Here is a 20,761-nt window from a genome sequence, read left to right on the forward strand (position 1 = left end):
GCGGCGGGTTATGCCCAAATTCGTCAGAGCCTTCCTGTTTCTGCCGTTCCTCGCCACGCCTGCCGCGGCGGAACTGCCCGAGCCCGTACGCGCAATGCTCGAGGCCGCCCGCGCGAGCGGCGATGCGGCCGTCTTCGACGCAGTGGCAGCTACCGCCCGGCAAACCAATCCCGACGATGCGGCTGAGATCGACGCACTGGTTGGCGAAGTCCACGCCGCAAGACAGGCCGCTGCGGCCAAGGCTGCAGAGGCCGAACGCCTGGCGATCGAGGAAGCCGGCCCTCTCGATCGCTGGTCGGGCAAGGGCGAGATCGGCGCCTTCACCGCATCGGGCAACAGCAGCAGCACCGGCCTGACCGCCGCGGTCGAACTGATGCGTGCAGGCAACGAATGGACTCACAGCCTGCGCGCGCGGGCGGACTACCAGCGCGACAACGGCCGCACCTCGCGCGAGCAGTTCTTCGGTGCCTACGAACCGAGATATCAGATCGGCGAAAATCTGTTCGCCTACGGTCTGGCGCAATACGAGCGCGACCGATTCCAGGGCTATTCCGGGCGTTACGCGCTGTCGGGCGGGCTCGGGGTCACCGTCTTCGACGGACCGGCGCTCGACCTGTCGGCCAAGGCCGGACCCGCCTACCGCCACACGCGCTTCATCGCCGGCGGCACCGAGGATTCGCTCAATGCGCTGGTCGGCCTCGATTTCGACTGGCGGTTCGCGGAAGGGCTGGCGCTGACCCAGGATGCCAATCTCGTCGCCGCGGCCGGCGGCGAGGCGGTGGCGATCATCGGCGGGCGCAGCACATCGGTCACGCTGGTGACCGGCCTCGACGCCAAGGTTACGGACCGGCTGACCACCCGGCTCGCCTTCACGCTCGATTACGACAGCAAGCCGCCAGCCGGTGCCGTCGAAACCGATACGCTGACGCGCTTCACGCTGGTCTACGGCTTTTGACGCAGCAGCCCCGGTTCCATTTCCGTATCGAGGCGACCGACGGCAAGGCGCGGACGGGACGCATCGCCATGCGTCGGGGCGAGATCCGCACGCCGGCCTTCATGCCGGTCGGCACGGCGGCGACGGTAAAGGCGATGAAGCCGGAGAGCGTCCGGGCGACCGGGGCGGACATCATTCTCGGAAACACCTATCACCTGATGCTGCGGCCAGGGGCGGAGCGGGTCGCAAGGCTCGGAGGGCTGCATCGCTTCATGAACTGGGACCGGCCGATCCTGACCGACAGCGGCGGCTATCAGGTCATGAGCCTGTCGGACCTGACCAAGCTGACCGAGAAGGGCGTCGAATTCCGCAGCCATATCGACGGTTCGAGGCATATGCTGACCCCCGAGCGCTCGATGGAGATCCAGTGCCTGCTCGGCTCCGACATCGTCATGGCCTTCGACGAATGCCCACGCGCCGACCGGCCGATGGCCGAGATCGAGGCGAGCATGGAAATGTCGATGCGCTGGGCGCAGCGGAGCCGCGATGCCTTCGACGCGGGCGGAGAGCATGCGGAGAACGCAGCGTTGTTCGGCATCCAGCAAGGTGCCCTCGACGAGAGTCTGCGCGCCCGTTCCGCCGAAGCCCTGCGCGCGATCGGCTTCGACGGCTATGCCATCGGCGGCCTTGCCGTGGGGGAAGGGCAGGAGGCGATGTTCGCAACGCTCGATTTTGCGCCGGGCCAGCTGCCCGAGGACGCCCCGCGCTATCTGATGGGCGTGGGCAAGCCAGACGATCTGGTCGGCGCGGTCGCGCGCGGCGTGGACATGTTCGACTGCGTTCTGCCGACCCGGTCGGGCCGCAACGGACAGGCCTTCACCTGGAGCGGCCCGCTGAACCTGCGCAACGCCGGCCACGCGGAAGACACCGCGCCGCTGGACGAGCGGTGCGAATGCGCGGTGTGCGGGACCTATTCCCGGGCCTACCTTCACCACCTGACGAAGGCCGGCGAGATGCTCGGTGCGATGTTGCTGACCGAACACAACCTTGCCTTCTACCAGCAGCTGATGGCGGCAATGCGCAAGGCGATCGCGGAAGGGGCCTTCGAGAAGTTTCGGGTAGATTTCCTTTCCGAATACGGTTCCACTTGCGGTCGGGAGCGGGCGACTACCAGAGGGAAACAAGCCCCGTCCTAGAGCGCGCGATCGGGCCTGTCCGGCCCACCATCTTGCTTTGACTGGCTAAGGCGAATAGCCTTCGACACAGGGTCAACGAGGGGTCGTTCATGAAAAACAGGCAAATATGTGCTGCGGCCATCGCGGTGGCCGGGCTCGCGGGGGGCGCGTTCGCACAAGCGCCGGACGAGATGGCGGCGCGCTATGCCGCGATGCCCACGGTCGAGGACATAGCTCTTTCACCCTCGGGCAAGCGCCTCGCCGTCGTGCAGCCCGGCCCCGCCGATACTCAGCTTATCCTGACGGCAGATCTGACAGGGCCGACGATCAAGCTGGTGCCGATCATGCAGAACAAGGAAGTCGGCACGCACATTGCCTGGTGCGATTGGGCTTCGGACGAACGGCTCCTCTGCGATGTCGCGCTGCGGGGGGTGATCGACGCGACCGACGTGATGTTCAGTCGTATGCTGATCGTGAATGCCGATGGCAGCGATGCGCAAATGCTCAGTGCCGAGCAGGATTCACGCGCTCTCGGGATCGCGCAAGATGGCGGCTCGATCATTTCATGGCGAGGTGGGGAGGATGAAGACGCAGTTCTCATGACCCGGCAGTTCATCAAGGAGTTCTCGACCGGCTCGCGGTTGGCCAGCGACGAGGAGGGTCTCGGCGTCGATTACATCGACTTGAACACGCTGCGTCGGAGAGTGGTCGAAAAGGCTCGCAAGGAAGCGACCCGCTACGTAGCCGACGACGCCGGGCAAGTCCGCATCCTCCACGAACGCGATATCACCAACGCCGGCCGCCTGCTGGATTCGGTGCGGTATATGTATCGCCCGCTCGAGGGCGGATTTTGGCGGCCTCTGGAAGTCGCCAGCCCCGGGCCTAGCGATTTTGTCCCGGTGGCCGTCGATAGCACGAAGAACGTGGCATACGGCTTTGCCGATCATGACGGCTTCAATTCGATCTTCGAGGTCAAGCTGGACGGGAGCGGATCGAGCAAGCTCCTGCTGTCACGTCCCGGTATCGACGTAGACCGTCTAGTAAGAACCGGACCGGGAGGCAAGGTGGTCGGTGCAAGCTACGCCACGGACCGCCGCACGATCGAATTCTTCGACCCCGAGCTGTCGGCTTTGCAAAAAGCCTTTCGCAAGGCCTTGCCGGGCAATCCGCTCATCGAATTCGCCGATGCGAGCCGTGACGGAAGCAAACTCCTGATCATCGCCTCCGGAGACACGGACCCCGGCATGGTCTATCTGTACGACAAGAACACCAAGCGCCTGGAAGAGGTGCTACCGCTGCGAGAGCCCCTTGCCGGCGCGGCCATGGGTCAAATGACACCGGTAACCTATACCGCGCGGGACGGGGCCGAAATTCCGGCCTATCTGACCCTTCCCCCCGACGGCCCCAAGCGGGGACTTCCCGCGATCGTAATGCCTCACGGCGGCCCCAGCGCTCGCGACGAATGGGGCTTCGACTGGCTTGTCCAGTACTTCGTCCATCGAGGCTTCGCTGTGCTTCAACCCAATTATCGCGGCTCCTCCGGCTACGGAACGAACTGGTTCGGTGGCAACGGCTTTCGCGATTGGCCGGTCGCGATCGGCGATGTCAACGATGCCGGTCGTTGGCTCGTCGCGGAAGGAATTGCCGAGCCGGACAAGCTGGCAGTCGTCGGATGGTCTTACGGCGGTTATGCGGCGCTGCAGTCTCAGGTTGTCGATCCGGAACTCTATCGCGCAGTCGTTGCCATCGCGCCGGTCACCGATCTGGACATGGTGAAAGACGAAGCCCGCGAATACACCAACTGGGGGCTGGTGGCCCAATTCGTCGGCTCTGGACCGCACGTTGCGGCGGGATCGCCTGCGCGTCACCCTGGGCAGTTTCGGTCCCCGGTTCTACTCATTCACGGGGAGGAGGATCTCAACGTCGGGATCGCCCAATCCCGCAGGATGGAGCACGAACTGCGCTCCGCAGGAAAGACGGTTCGGCTGATCGAATTCCCTGATCTTGCGCACAGCCTCGAGAATTCCCGGGCTCGCTATACTCTCTTGACCGAAAGCGACGCGTTCCTGCGCGAACATCTGGGAATGTAAGGCACCCGTAGGAGAAAGAAAAAGGACGGCCCCCGTTGGGAGGCCGCCCTCGATCCTCGAACGAACTGCCGGGGTCAGCGCGAGTAGAACTCGACCACCAGGTTCGGTTCCATCGTCACCGGGTAGGGCACCTCGTCCAGCGTCGGCACGCGGGCGAAGGTGATCTTGTCGTTACCGTCGGGCGATACGTAATCCGGAATCTCGCGCTCGGGCAGGCTCTGCGCCTCGATCACCAGTGCCATGTCCTTGGCCTTGCTGCCCAGGCTGACGACGTCGCCGACCTTCACGCGAGCGCTGGCGATGTTGGTCTTCACGCCGTTCAGATAGATGTGGCCGTGGCTCACGATCTGACGCGCGGAGAAGATCGTCGGCGCGAACTTGGCGCGGTAGACGACCATGTCGAGCCGCTGCTCGAGCAGGCCGATCAGGTTCTGACCGGTGTCGCCCTTCATGCGCGACGCCTCCTGATAGGTGCGCTTGAACTGCTTCTCAGTGACGTCGCCGTAATAGCCCTTGAGCTTCTGCTTGGCGCGCAGCTGGAGGCCGAAATCGCTCGTCTTGCCCTTGCGACGCTGGCCATGCTGGCCGGGGCCGTAGGAGCGCTTGTTGACCGGGGAATTCGGGCGACCCCAGATGTTCTCGCCCATCCGGCGGTCGAGTTTGTACTTGGCGCTCTTGCGCTTCGACATGAGATAGTCCTTCGATTTGCTGGACCGCGCCATTCGCGGCCATCCAACCCGGCATCGCACCGCATGACCGACTGCGTCATGCGTGGCCGCCGCTTCACCGGGGTGCGGAGCCAATTCGCGAAGGCGCGCATGTAGCGATTTTCGCGCTGCGGTCAAGGCGGCGCGTCCGGGCTCGACAAGCGAAGCCGGTCCCGCCAGTGCAAACCCCATGACAGATGGCATCCTACTCCCCGAAGACTGCAACGACATGGCGGAGGTCCGCGCCGGGGTGGATGCCACCGATCGCGAACTCATGGCCTTGCTCGACCGCCGCTACGGCTACATGCGCGCCGCCGCACGGATAAAGGTCGAACGCGGGGCGGTGCGCGACGAGGCGCGCAAGGCCTGGGTCATCACCAATGCCCGCACCGATGCCGAGGCGCGCCGGTTGCCGTCCGACGACATCGCGCAATTATGGGACCGGTTGGTGGAAAGCTCGATCGCCTACGAACTCAGCGAATGGGACCGGCTCAGGGCCTAGGTCCGCGCTGCAGCGACGACAAGACGCCGCGCAGCGTGCGCACTTCAAAGTGATTCCAGCCTGGCTTCGTCAGCACGTTGCGCAGGGTCAGCCGGGTCGCCTCGGCCCGGCTTTCGGGCAGGAAGTAGCCCTTCGGCTCCAGCATCCCCTCGAGATGGGCGACCAGCCCGTCGAGTTCCGATTGCGGGGCGGGAGGCAGCTCGTCACTGGCCGTGGGCTGCACCAATTCCCGGGTTTTCGACCATTCGTAGGCACACAGGATCACCGCCTGCGCCAGGTTCAGCGAGCCGAATTCCGGGTTGATCGGCACTGTCAGGATCGCGCGAGCCAGGGCCACGTCCTCGGTCTCCAGCCCGCTGCGCTCGGGGCCGAAGACGATGGCACTACGGGCCGTGGCCGCCGCAATCTCCTGTGCCGCCTCCTGCGGCGTGACGACGGGCTTGGTCACCCCGCGCTTGCGGACGGTGGTGGCGTAGACATGCGCGCAGTCCGCCACCGCCTCGGCGAGGCTGTCGAAGACCTGCGCCTTCTGCAGCACAACATCGGCCCCGGCAGCGGCGGGTCCGGCACTCGGATTGGGCCAACCGTCGCGCGGGGCGACCAGCCGTAACTCGTCGAGCCCGAAATTGAGCATCGCCCGTGCGGCCTTTCCGATGTTTTCGCCCAGTTGCGGGCGAACGAGGACGATGATCGGCGTGCTGCCCCGGACCGTGTTCATTCCCCTCGCGCCGCTTCCTGTACGGTACTGGCGAATTCCTCGAAATCGCGGGCTTCGCTGAAATCGCGATAAACGCTGGCGAAGCGTATATAGGCGACGCTGTCGATCTGTCGCAGGCCGTCCATAACCATTTCTCCGATCCGGGAAGAGGGGATCTCCGCTTCGCCCGCGGTTTCCACCTGGCGCTGGATCCCGGAAACCAGCTGGTCGATCCGCTCCGCCTCGATGCTGCGCTTGCGACAGGCGAGTGTGATGGACTTTTCCAGCTTGCCGCGTTCGAAGGGTTGGCGTCGGTCACCCGACTTGACCACGGTGATCTCGCGCAGCTGCACACGTTCGAAGGTGGTGAACCTCGCCCCGCAGCTCGTGCACTGGCGCCTCCGCCGGATCGCCGAGTGGTCCTCGGTGGGGCGGCTATCCTTGACCTGACTGTCTTCGTGAGCGCAAAACGGACAACGCATTCAGGTGGTTATTTCTTAATCCTGTTGTAGAATGCGAAGCCTGCACCGGCGATCGCGCCCAGCGGCAGCGTGACAACCGGCAACAGCGCGCCCGCGAGCGCGCCGATTGCCGCGCCGGCCAGCACCGGCTTGGTCGATGGATGCTTGAGTCCGCCCTTGGCCGTGCCCGACATCTCGGTCTTGGCATCCTCGACCCAGTCGTTGCGCTTGGGATCGCGTTCGTCCATTTCGCCTGTCTCCTCAACGGCCCGGATAGACCGGGAACCTCTCGCAAAATTCGCCGACCCGGCGGCGCACGCTTTCCTCGACCTGGGCATCGCCCTCCGGTCCGTTCGCCGACAGCCCTTCGACCACCTCGGCGATGAGCTTGCCGATCGTGCGGAATTCATTTTCCCCGAACCCGCGTGTCGTTCCCGCGGGCGTGCCGAGCCGGACTCCGCTGGTTACGAAGGGGCTGCGCGTGTCGTATGGAATGCCGTTCTTGTTGCAGGTCAGCCAGGCGCGGTCGAGGCCCGCTTCCGCCGCCTTCCCGGTCACATCCTTCGCGGTCAGATCGACCAACATCGAATGGTTGTCGGTGCCGCCCGATACGACGCGCAGACCGTTCTCGTCCAGACTGGCGGCGAGCGCGCGGGCGTTGGCGACCACCGCGTGCGCATAATCGGCAAAATCGGGCCGCAGCGCCTCGCCGAAGGCCACCGCCTTGGCGGCTACGATGTGCATCAACGGGCCGCCCTGCAGGCCCGGAAACACGGCCATGTTGATCGGCTTGTTCAGTTCCTCGTCGTTCCACAGGATCACGCCCGAGCGCGGACCGCGCAACGACTTGTGCGTGGTGGTTGTAACGATGTGGGCATGGGGGAAGGGCGAGTGGTGGGCGCCCCCGGCGACGAGCCCAGAGATGTGGCTCATGTCGACCATCAGCCAGGCGCCCACTTCGTCCGCCACTTTGCGGAAGGCCTCCCAATCCCAGATCCGCGAATAGGCGGTGCCACCGGCGATGATGAGCTTCGGCTTGTGCTCCTTCGCGGTCGCCATCACCGCGTCCATGTCGATCAGCTCGTCCTCGCGGCGGACGCCGTAGCTGACGGGATTGAACCATTTCCCGCTCATGTTGACCGGCGAGCCATGAGTCAGGTGGCCCCCGGAATTGAGATCGAGGCCCATGAAGGTGTCGCCCGGCTCCAGCAGCGCCAGGAACACCGCCTGGTTCATCTGGCTACCGCTGTTGGGCTGGACATTGGCGAATTCACAGCCGAACAGGCGCTTCGCCCGCTCGATTGCCAATGTCTCTACGACGTCGGCATATTCGCACCCGCCGTAATAGCGCTTGCCCGGATAGCCCTCGGCATATTTGTTGGTGAAGACCGAACCCGCCGCTTCGAGCACCGCCTTTGAAGCGATGTTCTCGCTCGCGATCAGTTCGATCTTGTCCTGTTGCCGCTTCAGCTCGTTGCGGACTGCGGCGTGGATCTCGGGATCGGCTTCGGCCAGGGTATCGTGCCAGAAGCGATCCATTGGCTCGCGACTATCGGGTTTGGGCTGGGTGGCCATGGGTCAGGCGTCTTCCGTCTGGGATTTGAGGACCACCGGAGGGGTGGAGAGCTTGTCGACCCGCCGTTGATGCCTCCCGCCGGCAAAGTCCGTTTCGAGAAAGGCGGCGACACAGGCCCTGGCCATGTCGCTGCCGGTCAGCCGCGCGCCCAGCGCCACGCAATTGGCGTCGTTGTGCTCGCGGGCGAGCCTGGCGGAAAGCGGTTCCGAGACCAGGGCGCAGCGCACATCGGGGTTGCGGTTCACGCTCATCGAAATACCGATTCCGGAGCCGCAGAGGGCGATCCCCCGTTCCGCCGTTCCATCCGCGACGACCCCGGCCAGCCTGTATCCGAAATCGGGATAATCGACGCTGTCCCTGGTATCCGGACCGAGGTCGGCGACCTCGTGGCCCAGCTCGATGAGCCAGTCGCGCAGTTCGGCCTTGAGGTCCACGGCGGCATGGTCGGAGGCGATGGCGATGCGCATGGCCCGAGCCTTAGCCGCAGGTTCGGCTAGGTTCCAGTCCGCGCGAGAGCAAAATGCGCCGACGGCTTGGGGGTCCCGCTTCTTCCAACGTGGGGCGGGGCCAGAGAACACAAGGGTTGGTAAATCCAGTCCTTAGGTAATCCTGCCTAATCGCGACCTCGGAGAAAATTGAACGGATTGGATCATGATCCTCGCATCTGGAAGGAGAAGATCATGAAAATCGGACGAACTATCTTTCGCACGGCGATACTTCTGACCGGGACCATAATGTCCACCTCGGCAATCGCTCAGCTTACTCTCATCGAACTTGATGCGGATATCGACTTGCTGGACGATCGTCTAACCTTGGTCGAAGGGGACCTTCTCGATATCGAGGCGGATCTCGATGCTCTGGAACTCGATCTTGCCGAGATCGATCTCGACCTCGATGCGCTGGAAGGCGTGGTGGCGGCCAATGCGTTGGATATAGCGGACAACGCCACTTCGATCGACGGGCTGACGGTGGACGTCGATCTTCTAGAGGGCGCGCTGGCAGATGCCGAGGTGGATATCGCGGGCAACACGGCGTTGATTGGCGACGTCGGGCTCGACGTCGATGTCCTCGAGGGGGCGGTGGCCGACAACACGATCGACATCGCGGAAAATGCCGGATTGATCGGCGACCTTGCCGTCGACGTGGATGTTCTGGAGGGCGCGGTCGCAAGCAACACCCTGGACATCGCCGACAACGCATCGCTGATCGGCGATCTCGGGCTCGACGTCGACGCTCTGGAAGGGGCGGTTGCCGGCAACGCGCTGGATATCGCTAGCAACACCTCGCTGATCGATGGTCTTTCGCTGGATCTGGATGCGCTCGAAGGCGTCGTCGGTACCCTTGCTGACAACACCACGGTGATCGACGGGCTATCGCTGGATGTCGACGTGCTGGAGGGTGCGGTTGCGGGCAACAGCATCGCCATCGGCGATCTCGAGATCGACGTCACCGAACTTCAGGGCGATGTGGCGAGCAACACCACGCAGATCATCCGGAACACCTCGGACATCGTCGCCAGCACCACCTCGATCGTCGCGAACACAACCGCAATTGCAGCCAACGGTGTCCGGATCGACGTGCTCGACGAGGAAGTCGACGGTCTTCGGGTGGATGTCGATTCGAACACCACCCGGATCGGTTTAAACGCCGATGCGATCGCCGCCAACAACGCGCGCGACGATGCGCAGGATGTGGCGATTGCCGACAACACCGCGCGCAACGATGCGCAGGACGTCGTGATCGCCCGGAACAGCACGGTCGCAAACCGCGCGCTAACCCAGAGTCAGACCGCGCTGGATGCCAACGCGGCCCTGCGCGGCGATGTCGAGAACGGGCGCATCGGTCTGGTTCGCGTGGGGGCGGAGCAGGCCGTCGTCGTCGCCTCCGATCGCGGCGGAACGCTGGTGAACTTCCAGGGCAGTGACGGCAACCGTCGTCTGACCGGTGTTGCCAACGGCATCGGGGCCAACGATGCCGTCAACGTGAGCCAGATGCAGGCCGGCGACATGCAGGTGCTGCAGAGCGCGATGACCTATACCGACCGGATGTTCGCCGAACTCGATCAAGTCATGGTAGCGTTCAACCACAACAACCGCGCGTTGCGGCAGGAGATTGACCGGGTCGGCGCCGGGACCGCCGCCATTTCCGGCCTGCCACAGGCGATCGTACCGGGGCGGGGCATGGCCGCAGTCAGCTTCGGCGGCCGCGGCGACGAGACCGCCATCGCCATCGGAGTCGGCAAGGCATTTATGGGCGACCTCGCACCGGTGGTGCGCGCCGGGCTCGCGCTCGACCTCGGCGGTAGCAGCGCGACCTATAACGTCGCCGCCGGCATCCACTTCTGATCGTAATTCAGGAACCCGACCCCCGGACGCGTCTTACGGGTCCGGGACCACGGAGCCGGCGCAGCACCTTTACGGTACCGCGCCGGCTTTGGCATTCCGGGCTTACTGGTCGAGAAAGCTGCGCATCTTGCGGCTGCGGCTCGGATGCTTGAGCTTGCGCAGCGCCTTCGCCTCGATCTGCCGAATGCGTTCGCGGGTGACCGAGAACTGCTGCCCGACTTCCTCCAGCGTGTGATCGGTGTTCATGCCGATGCCGAAGCGCATGCGCAGCACGCGCTCCTCGCGTGGCGTGAGCGAGGCCAGCACACGAGTGACGGTTTCCTTGAGGTTCGCCTGGATCGCGGCATCCACTGGGATGATCGCGTTCTTGTCCTCGATGAAATCGCCGAGGTGCGAGTCCTCTTCATCGCCGATGGGCGTTTCCAGACTGATCGGCTCCTTGGCGATCTTTAGAACCTTGCGAACCTTCTCAAGCGGCATCGAAAGGCGCGCCGCCATCTCTTCCGGGGTCGGTTCGCGGCCTTCCTCATGGAGGAATTGGCGCGACGTCCTGACCAGCTTGTTGATCGTCTCGATCATGTGGACCGGGATGCGGATGGTGCGCGCCTGGTCGGCGATCGAGCGGGTGATCGCCTGGCGGATCCACCAGGTGGCATAGGTAGAGAACTTGTAGCCGCGGCGGTATTCGAACTTGTCGACCGCCTTCATCAAGCCGATGTTCCCTTCCTGGATCAGGTCGAGGAACTGCAACCCGCGATTGGTGTACTTCTTGGCGATGGAGATCACCAGGCGCAGGTTCGCCTCGACCATCTCCTTCTTTGCGATGCGCGCCTCGCGCTCGCCCTTCTGGACCATGTTGACGATACGGCGGAACTCGGGGAGCGCCATGCCGGTGGCGCTGGCGATATCGGCGATTTCCGTACGGATACGGTCGACCGCATCGGCCTCCTTCTCGGCAAAGGCCGCCCACTTCTTGTCCTTCTTGGCGCGCTCGGTCAGCCAGCCGTCTTCCATCTCGTTGCCGATGTAGGCATCGAGGAAATCGATCCGCTTGACCTTGTGACGTTCGGCGAGGCGCAGCATCTGGCCGCCGAGCGCGGTCAGTCGGCGGTTGAAGGCATAGAGATTGTCGACCAGGAATTCGATCTTGGTCGCATGGAACTGGACGCTCTCGACCTCGGCGGTGAGCTGGTCCGAAAGGTCCTCGTACTTCTGCTCCTTCGCCTTGGTGAATGCCTCGCCGCGACCCATGACCTCGACCCGCTCCTTCTGGAGCTTCTCGAATTTCTTGAAGAGGTCGGCGATGCGGGCGAAGCGTTCGAGCGATTCGGGCTTCAGCGCAGCTTCCATCTGCGCCAGGGACATGGTGTTGTCCTCTTCCTCGTCCTCGTCGTCCTTCTTCTTCGACGCGCCTTCCTCGTCCTCCTCGTCGGAATCCTCGTCGTGGTCCTCGACCTCGTCCTCGTCGCGGATCGTCGGCCCGGCGGTCTCCTCGGAAATCTCGCCGTCGTCGTCGTCCTCGGCGTCGTCGGTCATCTTGTCCGCAGGCGGTTCCTTCGACAACATCGCGTCGAGATCGAGGATCTCGCGCAGTTGCATCTCCTCTGCATTGAGCGCGTCCGACCACTGGATGATCGCGTGGAAGGTGATCGGCGACTGGCACAACCCCATGATCATCATGTCGCGCCCGGCTTCGATGCGCTTGGCGATGGCGATCTCGCCCTCGCGACTGAGCAATTCGACCGCGCCCATCTCGCGCAGATACATCCGCACCGGATCGTCGGTCCGGCCCTCTGTAGCCGCCTTCTTCGCGGCCGGAGCGGTCTTGGCGTCCTTCTTGACGCCTTCCTTCTTGCCGTCGGGGCCGACCTGCATCGCTTCGACCTCGGCCTCCTGCTCGGCCTCGGCTTCCGCTTCCTCGTCACTCTCGACGATCTGCACGCCCATTTCGGACAGCGCGGTCTGAATGTCCTCGATCTGGTCGGGGCTCATCTCGCCCGAAGGCAAGGCCTTGTTGAGCTCGTCGTAGGTGACGTAGCCCTTCTTCCTGGCCTTGGTGATGAGCTTCTTGATGTCCGCTTCGTTGAGATCGATCAGCGGCGCATCGCCATCATCGCCTGTCTTGCTCTTGGTCGCCATGAATACCTGTCAGTCCTGTCATCCGAGGGCCGGCTCGCTCGCCGGTCCGTTCGCCACATCGGGCGCGTGTTCCTGGGTGCCAGCCGTGGCCCGCCTTCGTCCGAAACGCTTCAATCGCTCGTTCAGTGCCAGGAGCCGCTCGCGCAGCCGGGCCTGTTCGGCGAATGAACCTTCCGGGTCCTGATCGAAACGCGCGGTGGCAGCGGCAATTGCAGCTTCCAGCGCGGGCCTTTCGACCAGCAGCGACACGGCTTCGGCCAGTTCCTCGCGCGCTTCGCCTGGGTCTGTGCCTTCGAGAAGAAAGGCGTATCGAGAGTTTTCCGGCGGGGCGGGAAGGCCTGGTTCGAGCGATATGGGCGAATCGCCGTTAAAATCAAGCGACTCGACCGCATCGATCAGAGAATCGATGGCCGGGCCGACATTTTCGTCACGCGCCGCGAAGCGCGAAAGCGCCTCTTCGTGGGCGGCGATCTGATCGGGATAGCGGGCCAGCCCGGCGACGACCGCGGCGGCGAATGCATCCCGCGCACCGCCTGCCATTGCCCGCTTGAGACGCGCGGCGATCTCGGGTGAGAGCACCGGCATGGGGCGCTTCCAGTCCTTGCCCTTCCATTCGCTGCGCTGGCGCGGCGGGAAGGCGAAGGCGGAAAAGCGCTCGAGCAGTTCGCGCTTGTAGAGCGCCCGGATATCGGGATGTTCGATGGTTTCGACATGGGCGAGCAGCCGGGCCTTGAGGCCGGCCTTGGCCTCCGGCCCGTCGAGCGGCGCGGCATCGCGCTCGAACCGCCACAGCGTGTCGAGCAGACCGGCAGGCTCGCTCAGCAGTTTCTCCATCGCCCGCGCACCCTGCCGGCGGATCAGATCGTCGGGATCGAGCCCTTCGGGCAGGCGGACGATGGCGAGCGAATGGGCGGGGCGCAGCAGCGGCAGGGCGCGGACGATGGCGCGCATCGCCGCCTTTTGCCCGGCCTTGTCGCCGTCGAAGCACAGGATCGGACGCTCCGACTGGCGCCACAGCAGTTCGATCTGCTGCTCGGTCAGCGCGGTGCCCATTGGGGCGACCGCTTCTCCGATCCCCGCCTCGACCAGCGCGATCACGTCCATGTAGCCCTCGACGACGACGATCCGGCCCGTCTGGCGCGCGGCGGGGGCGGCGCGGTGGAGGTTGTAGAGCGTGCGGCCCTTGTCGAAGAGCGGGGTGTCGGGAGAGTTGAGATATTTCGCGACCCCGTCGCGATCCGAAAGGATGCGCCCGCCGAAGGCAATCACCCGGCCGCGCTGGTCCTGGATCGGCAGCATCAGCCGGTCGCGAAAGCGGTCGTAGCGGCTGCCGTCCTCGGTCTCGGTCCGCATGCCGCTTTCGAGCAGCATGTCCTCGTCGAACGACAGGTCGCGCTTGAGCGCCTGCTTGTCGTCGGGCGCGTAGCCGAAGCCGAACGCGCGGATCGTGGCGTCCGAAAAGCCGCGCTTCGCCAGATAGTCCCGCGCCTTGGCCCCCTCGGCGGAACGAAGCCTGCCGACGAACCATTCCTGCGCCGCCTGCGTCACGTCGACCAGGCTCGCGCGCTTCTCCGCCCGCTGCGCCGCGACCGGGTCGGGGGCAGGCACCTCCATTCCGGCGATCGCCGCCAGTTCCTTCACCGCGTCCATGAAAGGCATGCCGCGCTGCTCGATCATCCACCCGATCGCATCGCCATGCGCCTCGCAGCCGAAGCAGTGGTAGAAGCCCTTGGCGTCGTTGACGTAGAAGCTCGGCGTCTTCTCGTTGTGGAACGGGCAGCACGCCTTGAACTCGCGTCCCGCCTTGGTCAGCCGCACGTCGCGCCCGACCACCGCCGACAGCGTGATCCGTGCACGCAGCTCGTCCAGCCATTGGGGGGATAGCGCCATGGGCGCTACCCTAACGCGCGAAGCCCCCCGCCGCTAGTTCGCGGCCTCGCCCTCCACAGGCATTTCGGCCGGAGGGAAGGGCCCGCGCGCCGGAGCGCTCATGCCGCGCACTTCCAGCTGGTAGGCTTCCGCCGGGCCTTCGGGCGGCAGGACCGATTGCCACCAGAAGGTGATCGCGGTCCCGCGCTTCCATCCGCTGCCGCCGGTGACGCGCCAGATGATCTGGTCCGCATCGCTGGTCACGGTGATGGCATCGGCGAGGCCCAGCGCGGTCTCGGCCTGGGCGCGCGAATAGCCGACCGACCGGTTGAAGCCGGTCGCGGGCCGGGTCATGCGGAACAGCGCGCCCGAGGTTTCGGCGAGCGCGCCTTCGGTTTCGCGCGCTTCGGCCGTCACGGGATCGAGGTCCTCGGCCAGCGTTACTTCGTGGACATAGGTGTAGACGGTGTCGGCGGGCAGTTCGCCGGGCACGCATTCGGCGGTGCCTTCGGGGCAGGCGACGAAGCTGCGGATGCGGCCGATCTCGCGGCCCTCGGCCATGATTGCGGCTTCGACTTCGGGACCTTCCGGCCCCTCGATCTTCGCCCCCAGCATCGCCGGATCGAAATCGGCGGCGATCAGCGTGCGGGGCGCGGCGACGGTCGGCTCGGCGCTGGGCGTGGGTTCGGGGCTGGGCTCTTCGCCGCAAGCGGCGAGCAGCAGCGCCGCGATCGGCAGCAGCCGCTTCACTGGAGCGATTCCTTCACCAGCGCGCTCGCCCGGCTCATGTCGAGCGAGGCACCGTGGCGCGATTTCAGCTCGGCCATGACCCGGCCCATGTCCTTGAGCTCGCTCGCTCCGGTCTCGGCCTTGATGGCCTCGATCGCGGCGCGGGTCTCGTCCTCGCTCATCTGTTTGGGCAGGAATTCCTCGATTACGCCGAGCTCGGCCTTTTCCTTGTCGGCCAGTTCCTGCCGACCGCCGCTCTCGTACATCTCGATCGATTCGCGGCGCTGCTTGGCCATCTTGAGCAGCACGTCGGTCACCAGCGCATCGTCTTCGGGCTTCTTGTCGGATGTCCGCAGCTCGATGTCGCGGTCCTTGATCTTCGCGCCGATCAGGCGGAGTGCGGCGGTGCGGTCCTTGTCGCCGGCCTTCATCGCGGCGATGGTTTCGCTCTTGATATCGTCTCTCAGCATGGCTGCCTTCAAATCTGTGGATGGCGAATCCGTAGGATGGTCCACCGGCTCGATAGAACAGTGCGCCGCAAAGCCAAGCGTTCCTGTTGACGGCCCTGTTGACGTGAAGGACAGCCATCCCTAGCAGCCGAGACTTAGCGACATCGCCGGCAACACTCACTCGGAAAGCCCCCCTTATGGCCCGTTCCGCGAATTCCTCTGCGCGCCCGGAAGGCGCAACCGGCGCGATCGTCTTCGCCGACGGTACCATCGTCTGGGGCAAGGGCTTCGGCGTTTCCGGCTCGAAGGTCGGCGAGATGTGCTTCAACACCGCCATGACGGGCTATCAGGAGGTGATGACCGACCCGAGCTACGACAGCCAGGTGGTCTGCTTCACCTTCCCGCACATCGGCAATGTCGGCGCGAACGAGGAGGACGTGGAGAGCCGCGGCCTCGGCGCTGTCGGCTGCGTGGTGCGGCAGGAGGTGACCCCGCATTCCAACTTCCGCGCCCAGAACCAGTTCGCCGACTGGATGCGCGCGCATGGCCGGATCGGCATTTCGGGTGTCGATACAAGGGCGCTGACCCGCAAGATCAGGACCGAGGGTGCACCCAACGTGGCGATCGCCCATGCGCCGAACGGCCAGTTCGATCTGGAGGCCCTGCAGCGGCAGGCGGCGGAATGGAGCGGGCTGGAAGGGCTGGACCTCGCGCCGGGCGTCACCCGCGGCGTGCTGGAGGACTGGCGGGGAGGGCACTGGCAGCTCGGCCACGGCTATGCCGACCACGGCAACGAGAAACCGCATGTCGTCGCCATGGATTTCGGCGCCAAGGACAATATCTTCCGCAGCCTCGCCCGCGCCGGTGCGAAGGTGACGGTGGTGCCCGCGCGCACCTCGTTCGACGAGATCATGCGGCTGAAGCCCGCGGGCGTGTTCCTCTCCAACGGCCCCGGCGATCCGGCGGCGACGGGCGAATACGCGGTGCCGGTGATCCGCAAGCTGCTGGAGGCGGACATGCCGATCTTCGGTATCTGCCTCGGCCACCAGATGCTCGGCCTCGCCGCGGGAGCGAAGACCGCCAAGATGTTTCAGGGTCACCGCGGCGCCAACCACCCCGTCCAGCGCGTCGGCGGCGGCTGGGGCGACAGCGAGGGTCTGGTCGAGATCACCAGCATGAACCACGGCTTCGCGGTCGACGGCGAGACTCTGCCCGAGGGTGTGGAGCAGACCCACGTCTCGCTGTTCGATGGCACCAATTGCGGGATCGCGATTACCGGCAAGCGGGCGTTCGGGGTGCAGTACCACCCCGAGGCCAGCCCCGGCCCGCAGGACAGCTTCTACCTGTTCGAGAAATTCGTGGGGATGTTGGGGTGAGCGAGGGCGTCGATTATGACCGCGTCTGGCTGCCTCAGATTGTTTGGTATTGCAGGCTTATTGCTGATGACCGGAAGCTTGAGAAAGCGTTTGAGCAACCGGGAGGAAAGCTTTGGACGTCGGTTGTGAGCTACGACGAATTGGTCGAGCAGGTTCTTGATGTTCCGCTCGATGCCCAGCTTACAGCCATCCCCACTATCTCGGTGTCTGCCGACCTCAAAGAAGCACTCGCGGAATTCTTGGATATGTTCACTACTTTCGATGATGCGGTAGGCCCAGTGGGCCGCCCCAACTTGCAGTCGCCGGAGTGGCGCGGGGTCCAGGCTCGCGCCCATGATGTCGATGTGCTCGCTTTCATCGAAGGGGTCGGTCGATAATGCCCAAACGCACTGACATCTCCTCGATCCTCGTCATCGGCGCCGGGCCCATCATCATCGGGCAGGCCTGCGAGTTCGACTATTCGGGCACGCAGGCGATCAAGGCGCTCAAGGAGGAGGGGTACCGGGTGATCCTGGTCAACTCCAACCCCGCCACGATCATGACCGATCCGGAAATGGCCGACGCGACCTATGTCGAGCCGATCACGCCCGAAATCGTCGCCAAGATCATCGAGAAGGAGCGCCCCGACGCGGTGCTGCCGACGATGGGCGGGCAGACCGCGCTGAACTGCGCGCTCGACCTTGCCAACCAGGGCGTGCTGGAGAAATTCGGCGTCCAGATGATCGGCGCCAATGCCGATGCCATCGACAAGGCCGAGAACCGCCAGCGCTTCCGCGAGGCGATGGATGCCATCGGGCTGGAAAGCGCGCGCAGCGGCGTCGCCAACACCGTCGACCAGGCCTACGAGGTACTCGAGCGCACCGGACTGCCGGCGATCATCCGCCCCAGCTTCACGCTCGGCGGCACCGGCGGCGGCATCGCCTACAACCGCGCCGAGTTCGAGCGGATCGTGCGCGACGGGCTCGATGCCTCCCCAACCACCGAAGTCCTGATCGAGGAATCGCTCCTCGGCTGGAAGGAATTCGAGATGGAGGTGGTGCGCGACGCACGCGACAATTGCATCATCGTCTGCTCGATCGAGAACGTCGATCCGATGGGTGTCCACACCGGCGACTCGATCACCGTCGCCCCCGCGCTGACGCTCACCGACAAGGAATACCAGATCATGCGCAGCGCGAGCATCGCGGTGCTGCGCGAGATCGGCGTGGAAACGGGCGGGTCCAACGTCCAGTTCGCGGTCGATCCCAAGACCGGCCGGTTGATCGTGATCGAGATGAACCCGCGCGTCTCGCGCTCCTCGGCGCTGGCATCCAAGGCCACCGGCTTTCCCATCGCCCGCGTCGCCGCCAAGCTGGCGGTCGGCTACACGCTCGACGAGATCCAGAACGAGATCACGGGCGCGACGCCGGCCAGTTTCGAGCCGACGATCGACTACGTCGTCACCAAAATTCCCCGCTTCGCCTTCGAGAAGTTCAAGGGCACCAAGCCCGAGCTCTCCACCGCGATGAAATCCGTCGGCGAGGTGATGGCGATCGGGCGCTGCTTCGCGGAATCGATGCAGAAGGCCCTGCGCGGCCTCGAGACCGGGCTCGACGGGTTCAACCGCGTGGTCGAGCTGGAGGGCAAGAACCGCGAGGCGATCACCGCCGCGCTTTCGCAGCGCACGCCGACCCGCATTCTCAACATCGCCCAAGCCTTCCGCGAGGATTTCACCGTCGAGGAAATCCAGGCACTCACCGGCTACGACCCGTGGTTCCTGCGCCAGATCCAGGCGATCATCTACGAAGAGAACATGCTCGGCCACAACGGCCTGCCGCGCGATGCGGCGGAGATGCGGCGGCTGAAGGCGATGGGCTTTTCGGACAAGCGCCTCGCCACGCTGGCGGTGCGCTCGGTCGGCGTGGCGGGCGGCATGGCCGAAACGCAGGCGCGGCGCAGCGGCCTGCTTCACGATGCCCTGCGCGCCATGGCCGGGGCGACGTCGGAAGAAGAGGTCCGCAAGCTGCGCCGCACGCTCGGCGTGGAACCCGTGTACAAGCGCATCGACAGTTGCGCCGCCGAGTTCGAGGCGATCACGCCTTACATGTATTCCACTTACGAGGCCCCCAGCTTCGGCGAGCCGGAAGACGAGGCGGACCCGAGCGACCGGCGCAAGATCGTCATCCTCGGCGGTGGGCCGAACCGGATCGGGCAGGGCATCGAATTCGACTATTGCTGCGTCCACGCCTGCTACGCGCTGCGCGAAGCGGGGTTCGAGACCATCATGGTCAACTGCAACCCGGAGACGGTCAGCACCGATTACGACACCTCCGACCGGCTCTATTTCGAGCCGCTGACCGAGGAGGACGTGCTCGAAATCCTGCGGGTCGAGGCTTCGCGCGGCGAACTGGTGGGCGTGATCGTCCAGCTCGGCGGGCAGACCCCGCTCAAGCTCGCCGCCGCGCTGGAGCGCGAGGGAGTCCCGATCCTCGGCACGAGCCCCGACGCCATCGACCTCGCCGAAGACCGCGAACGCTTCGCGCGCCTGGTCAACAAGCTGAAGTTGAAGCAGCCCGAGAACGGCATCGCCAAGAGCCGCGACGAGGCGGCGGCGGTTGCGGGCATGATCGGTTACCCGGTGCTGCTGCGCCCCTCCTATGTCCTCGGCGGGCGGGCGATGGAGATCGTCGACAGCGAAGCCCAGCTCGACAATTACATCGCCACCGCGGTCAATGTGTCGGGCGATTCCCCGGTGCTGGTCGACCAGTATCTGCGCGACGCGATAGAATGCGACGTCGACGTGATCTCCGACGGCAGCGAGGTCCGCATCGCCGGGGTGATGCAGCATATCGAGGAGGCGGGAGTCCATTCGGGCGATTCCGCCTGCACGCTGCCGCCCTACAGCCTGCCCGACGACATCGTCGCCGAAATGGAGCGGCAGGCCAAGGAACTGGCCCTGGCGCTCGACGTGTGCGGGCTGATGAACGTCCAGTTCGCTGTCAAAGACGGCGAGGTCTACCTGATCGAGGTCAATCCGCGCGCCAGTCGCACCGTGCCCTTCGTCGCCAAGGCGATCGGCCGCCCCGTCGCCAAGATCGCCGCGCGGGTGATGGCGGGCGAACCGCTGACGAGCTTCGAACCCTTCGACATTCGCCCGAAGCACATGGCGGTGAAGGAAGCGGTGTTCCCCTTCAACCGCTTCCCGGGAGCCGACCCGGTGCTGACCCCGGAAATGAAATCGACCGGCGAGGTAATGGGGATCGATGCCGATTTCCCCGCCGCCTTCCTCAAGTCGCAGATCGGGGCGGGGATGAACCTGCCGCGCTCCGGCACCGTGTTCGTATCGGTCAAGGACGGCGACAAGGCGCAGATCCTACCCGCCGTGCGCACACTGATCGAAGACGGTTTCACCGCCATCGCCACGGGAGGCACACAGGCCTTTCTCAGCGAGAACGGCCTCGACGTTGCGCGGGTCAACAAGGTGGCAGAGGGCCGCCCGCACATCGTGGATGCCATTATCGACGGCGAGGTCGATCTGATCTTCAACACCACCGAGGGCTGGCAGTCGTTGCTCGACAGCCAGTCGATCCGCGCTTCGGCGCTGGAGAAGAAGGTGCCCTATTACACGACCGCCGCCGCCAGTCGCGCCGCCGCGCAAGCCATATCACAGGTTAGTACCGATCAGCTTGAAGTGCGCTCGCTGCAAGACTATTATAGCTGACGAATTAGGACG

The 20,761-nt window shown here is 65.0% G+C and carries 18 protein-coding genes; 8 read left to right on the forward strand and 10 right to left on the reverse strand.

The window, feature by feature from the left end:
• Positions 1-10: 10 nt before the first annotated feature.
• The 3 genes from ACGHN1_RS13230 to ACGHN1_RS13240 all read left to right on the forward strand — a co-directional run bounded on the left by ACGHN1_RS13230 (position 11) and on the right by ACGHN1_RS13240 (position 4,199).
• Positions 11-955: a YdiY family protein gene (locus tag ACGHN1_RS13230; protein WP_390551330.1), complete on the forward strand. Its 945-nt coding sequence runs from the start codon at positions 11-13 to the stop codon at positions 953-955.
• Complete coding sequence (tgt, locus tag ACGHN1_RS13235; RefSeq protein WP_390551331.1) at positions 952-2,130, forward strand: tRNA guanosine(34) transglycosylase Tgt; 1,179 nt, start codon at positions 952-954, stop codon at positions 2,128-2,130. The genes ACGHN1_RS13230 and tgt overlap by 4 nt, the downstream gene beginning before the upstream one ends.
• 89 nt (positions 2,131-2,219) lie before the next feature.
• A complete protein-coding gene (locus tag ACGHN1_RS13240; RefSeq protein WP_390551332.1) occupies positions 2,220-4,199 on the forward strand; it encodes an alpha/beta fold hydrolase in 1,980 nt (659 codons plus the stop codon).
• A gap of 74 nt (positions 4,200-4,273) precedes the next feature.
• Here the strand turns inward: ACGHN1_RS13240 and rpsD are convergent, their stop codons facing one another.
• Complete coding sequence (gene rpsD, locus ACGHN1_RS13245; RefSeq protein ID WP_390551333.1) at positions 4,274-4,888, reverse strand: 30S ribosomal protein S4; 615 nt, start codon at positions 4,886-4,888, stop codon at positions 4,274-4,276.
• Between the two features lie 208 nt (positions 4,889-5,096).
• On the opposite strand from rpsD, the gene ACGHN1_RS13250 reads away from it, so the two are divergent.
• A complete protein-coding gene (locus ACGHN1_RS13250) occupies positions 5,097-5,408 on the forward strand; it encodes a chorismate mutase (protein ID WP_390551334.1) in 312 nt (103 codons plus the stop codon).
• Here ACGHN1_RS13250 and ACGHN1_RS13255 read toward each other — a convergent pair.
• Genes ACGHN1_RS13255 through rpiB form a run of 5 tightly spaced genes read right to left on the reverse strand, consistent with a single transcriptional unit; the run spans position 5,398 to position 8,609 of the window.
• Positions 5,398-6,126, reverse strand: coding sequence for an RNA methyltransferase (locus ACGHN1_RS13255; protein ID WP_390551335.1), 729 nt, complete (start codon positions 6,124-6,126; stop codon positions 5,398-5,400). The genes ACGHN1_RS13250 and ACGHN1_RS13255 overlap by 11 nt on opposite strands.
• On the reverse strand, positions 6,123-6,587 hold the full coding sequence (gene nrdR / locus ACGHN1_RS13260; RefSeq protein WP_390551336.1) for a transcriptional regulator NrdR: 465 nt from the start codon (positions 6,585-6,587) through the stop codon (positions 6,123-6,125). The genes ACGHN1_RS13255 and nrdR overlap by 4 nt, the downstream gene beginning before the upstream one ends.
• An 8-nt stretch (positions 6,588-6,595) precedes the next feature.
• Positions 6,596-6,814: a hypothetical protein gene (locus tag ACGHN1_RS13265; protein ID WP_390551337.1), complete on the reverse strand. Its 219-nt coding sequence runs from the start codon at positions 6,812-6,814 to the stop codon at positions 6,596-6,598.
• 13 nt (positions 6,815-6,827) lie between these two features.
• The gene (gene glyA / locus ACGHN1_RS13270) at positions 6,828-8,105 is read right to left on the reverse strand and encodes a serine hydroxymethyltransferase (protein WP_390551338.1); all 1,278 of its coding nucleotides are present in this window, start codon (positions 8,103-8,105) and stop codon (positions 6,828-6,830) included.
• 39 nt (positions 8,106-8,144) lie between these two features.
• The gene (gene rpiB / locus ACGHN1_RS13275) at positions 8,145-8,609 is read right to left on the reverse strand and encodes a ribose 5-phosphate isomerase B (RefSeq protein ID WP_390551339.1); all 465 of its coding nucleotides are present in this window, start codon (positions 8,607-8,609) and stop codon (positions 8,145-8,147) included.
• A 213-nt stretch (positions 8,610-8,822) separates the two neighbouring features.
• On the opposite strand from rpiB, the gene ACGHN1_RS13280 reads away from it, so the two are divergent.
• Positions 8,823-10,487 carry a hypothetical protein gene (locus ACGHN1_RS13280; protein WP_390551340.1) on the forward strand — a complete coding sequence of 555 codons (1,665 nt, stop codon included), beginning with the start codon at positions 8,823-8,825 and terminating at the stop codon, positions 10,485-10,487.
• 102 nt (positions 10,488-10,589) lie between these two features.
• Here ACGHN1_RS13280 and rpoD read toward each other — a convergent pair whose 3' ends face one another.
• The 4 genes from rpoD to ACGHN1_RS13300 are packed head-to-tail and all read right to left on the reverse strand — an operon-like array spanning position 10,590 to position 15,694.
• Entirely contained in the window at positions 10,590-12,626 is a 2,037-nt protein-coding gene (rpoD, locus tag ACGHN1_RS13285) for an RNA polymerase sigma factor RpoD (RefSeq protein WP_390551341.1), read from the reverse strand.
• An 18-nt stretch (positions 12,627-12,644) separates the two neighbouring features.
• Entirely contained in the window at positions 12,645-14,516 is a 1,872-nt protein-coding gene (gene dnaG / locus ACGHN1_RS13290) for a DNA primase (RefSeq protein WP_390551342.1), read from the reverse strand.
• Between the two features lie 33 nt (positions 14,517-14,549).
• Complete coding sequence (locus ACGHN1_RS13295; RefSeq protein WP_390551343.1) at positions 14,550-15,245, reverse strand: hypothetical protein; 696 nt, start codon at positions 15,243-15,245, stop codon at positions 14,550-14,552.
• Positions 15,242-15,694 carry a GatB/YqeY domain-containing protein gene (locus ACGHN1_RS13300; protein WP_390551344.1) on the reverse strand — a complete coding sequence of 151 codons (453 nt, stop codon included), beginning with the start codon at positions 15,692-15,694 and terminating at the stop codon, positions 15,242-15,244. Before ACGHN1_RS13300 ends, ACGHN1_RS13295 begins: the two co-directional genes overlap by 4 nt.
• A gap of 176 nt (positions 15,695-15,870) precedes the next feature.
• Here ACGHN1_RS13300 and carA point away from each other — a divergent pair, with 176 nt between their 5' ends.
• From carA to carB, 3 genes are read left to right on the forward strand one after another with little or no spacing between them, the layout of a single operon-like run.
• Positions 15,871-17,049 (forward strand): glutamine-hydrolyzing carbamoyl-phosphate synthase small subunit, encoded by a 1,179-nt coding sequence (gene carA / locus ACGHN1_RS13305; protein ID WP_390551345.1) that lies wholly within the window; start codon positions 15,871-15,873, stop codon positions 17,047-17,049.
• Positions 17,046-17,426, forward strand: a complete 381-nt coding sequence (locus ACGHN1_RS13310; RefSeq protein WP_390551346.1) for a hypothetical protein — start codon at positions 17,046-17,048, stop codon at positions 17,424-17,426. The genes carA and ACGHN1_RS13310 overlap by 4 nt, the downstream gene beginning before the upstream one ends.
• On the forward strand, positions 17,426-20,749 hold the full coding sequence (gene carB, locus ACGHN1_RS13315; protein ID WP_390551347.1) for a carbamoyl-phosphate synthase large subunit: 3,324 nt from the start codon (positions 17,426-17,428) through the stop codon (positions 20,747-20,749). Before ACGHN1_RS13310 ends, carB begins: the two co-directional genes overlap by 1 nt.
• Positions 20,750-20,761 lie beyond the last annotated feature (12 nt).

It is taken from the genome of Qipengyuania sp. MTN3-11 (assembly GCF_042851825.1).
Taxonomy (GTDB): Bacteria; Pseudomonadota; Alphaproteobacteria; order Sphingomonadales; family Sphingomonadaceae; genus Qipengyuania.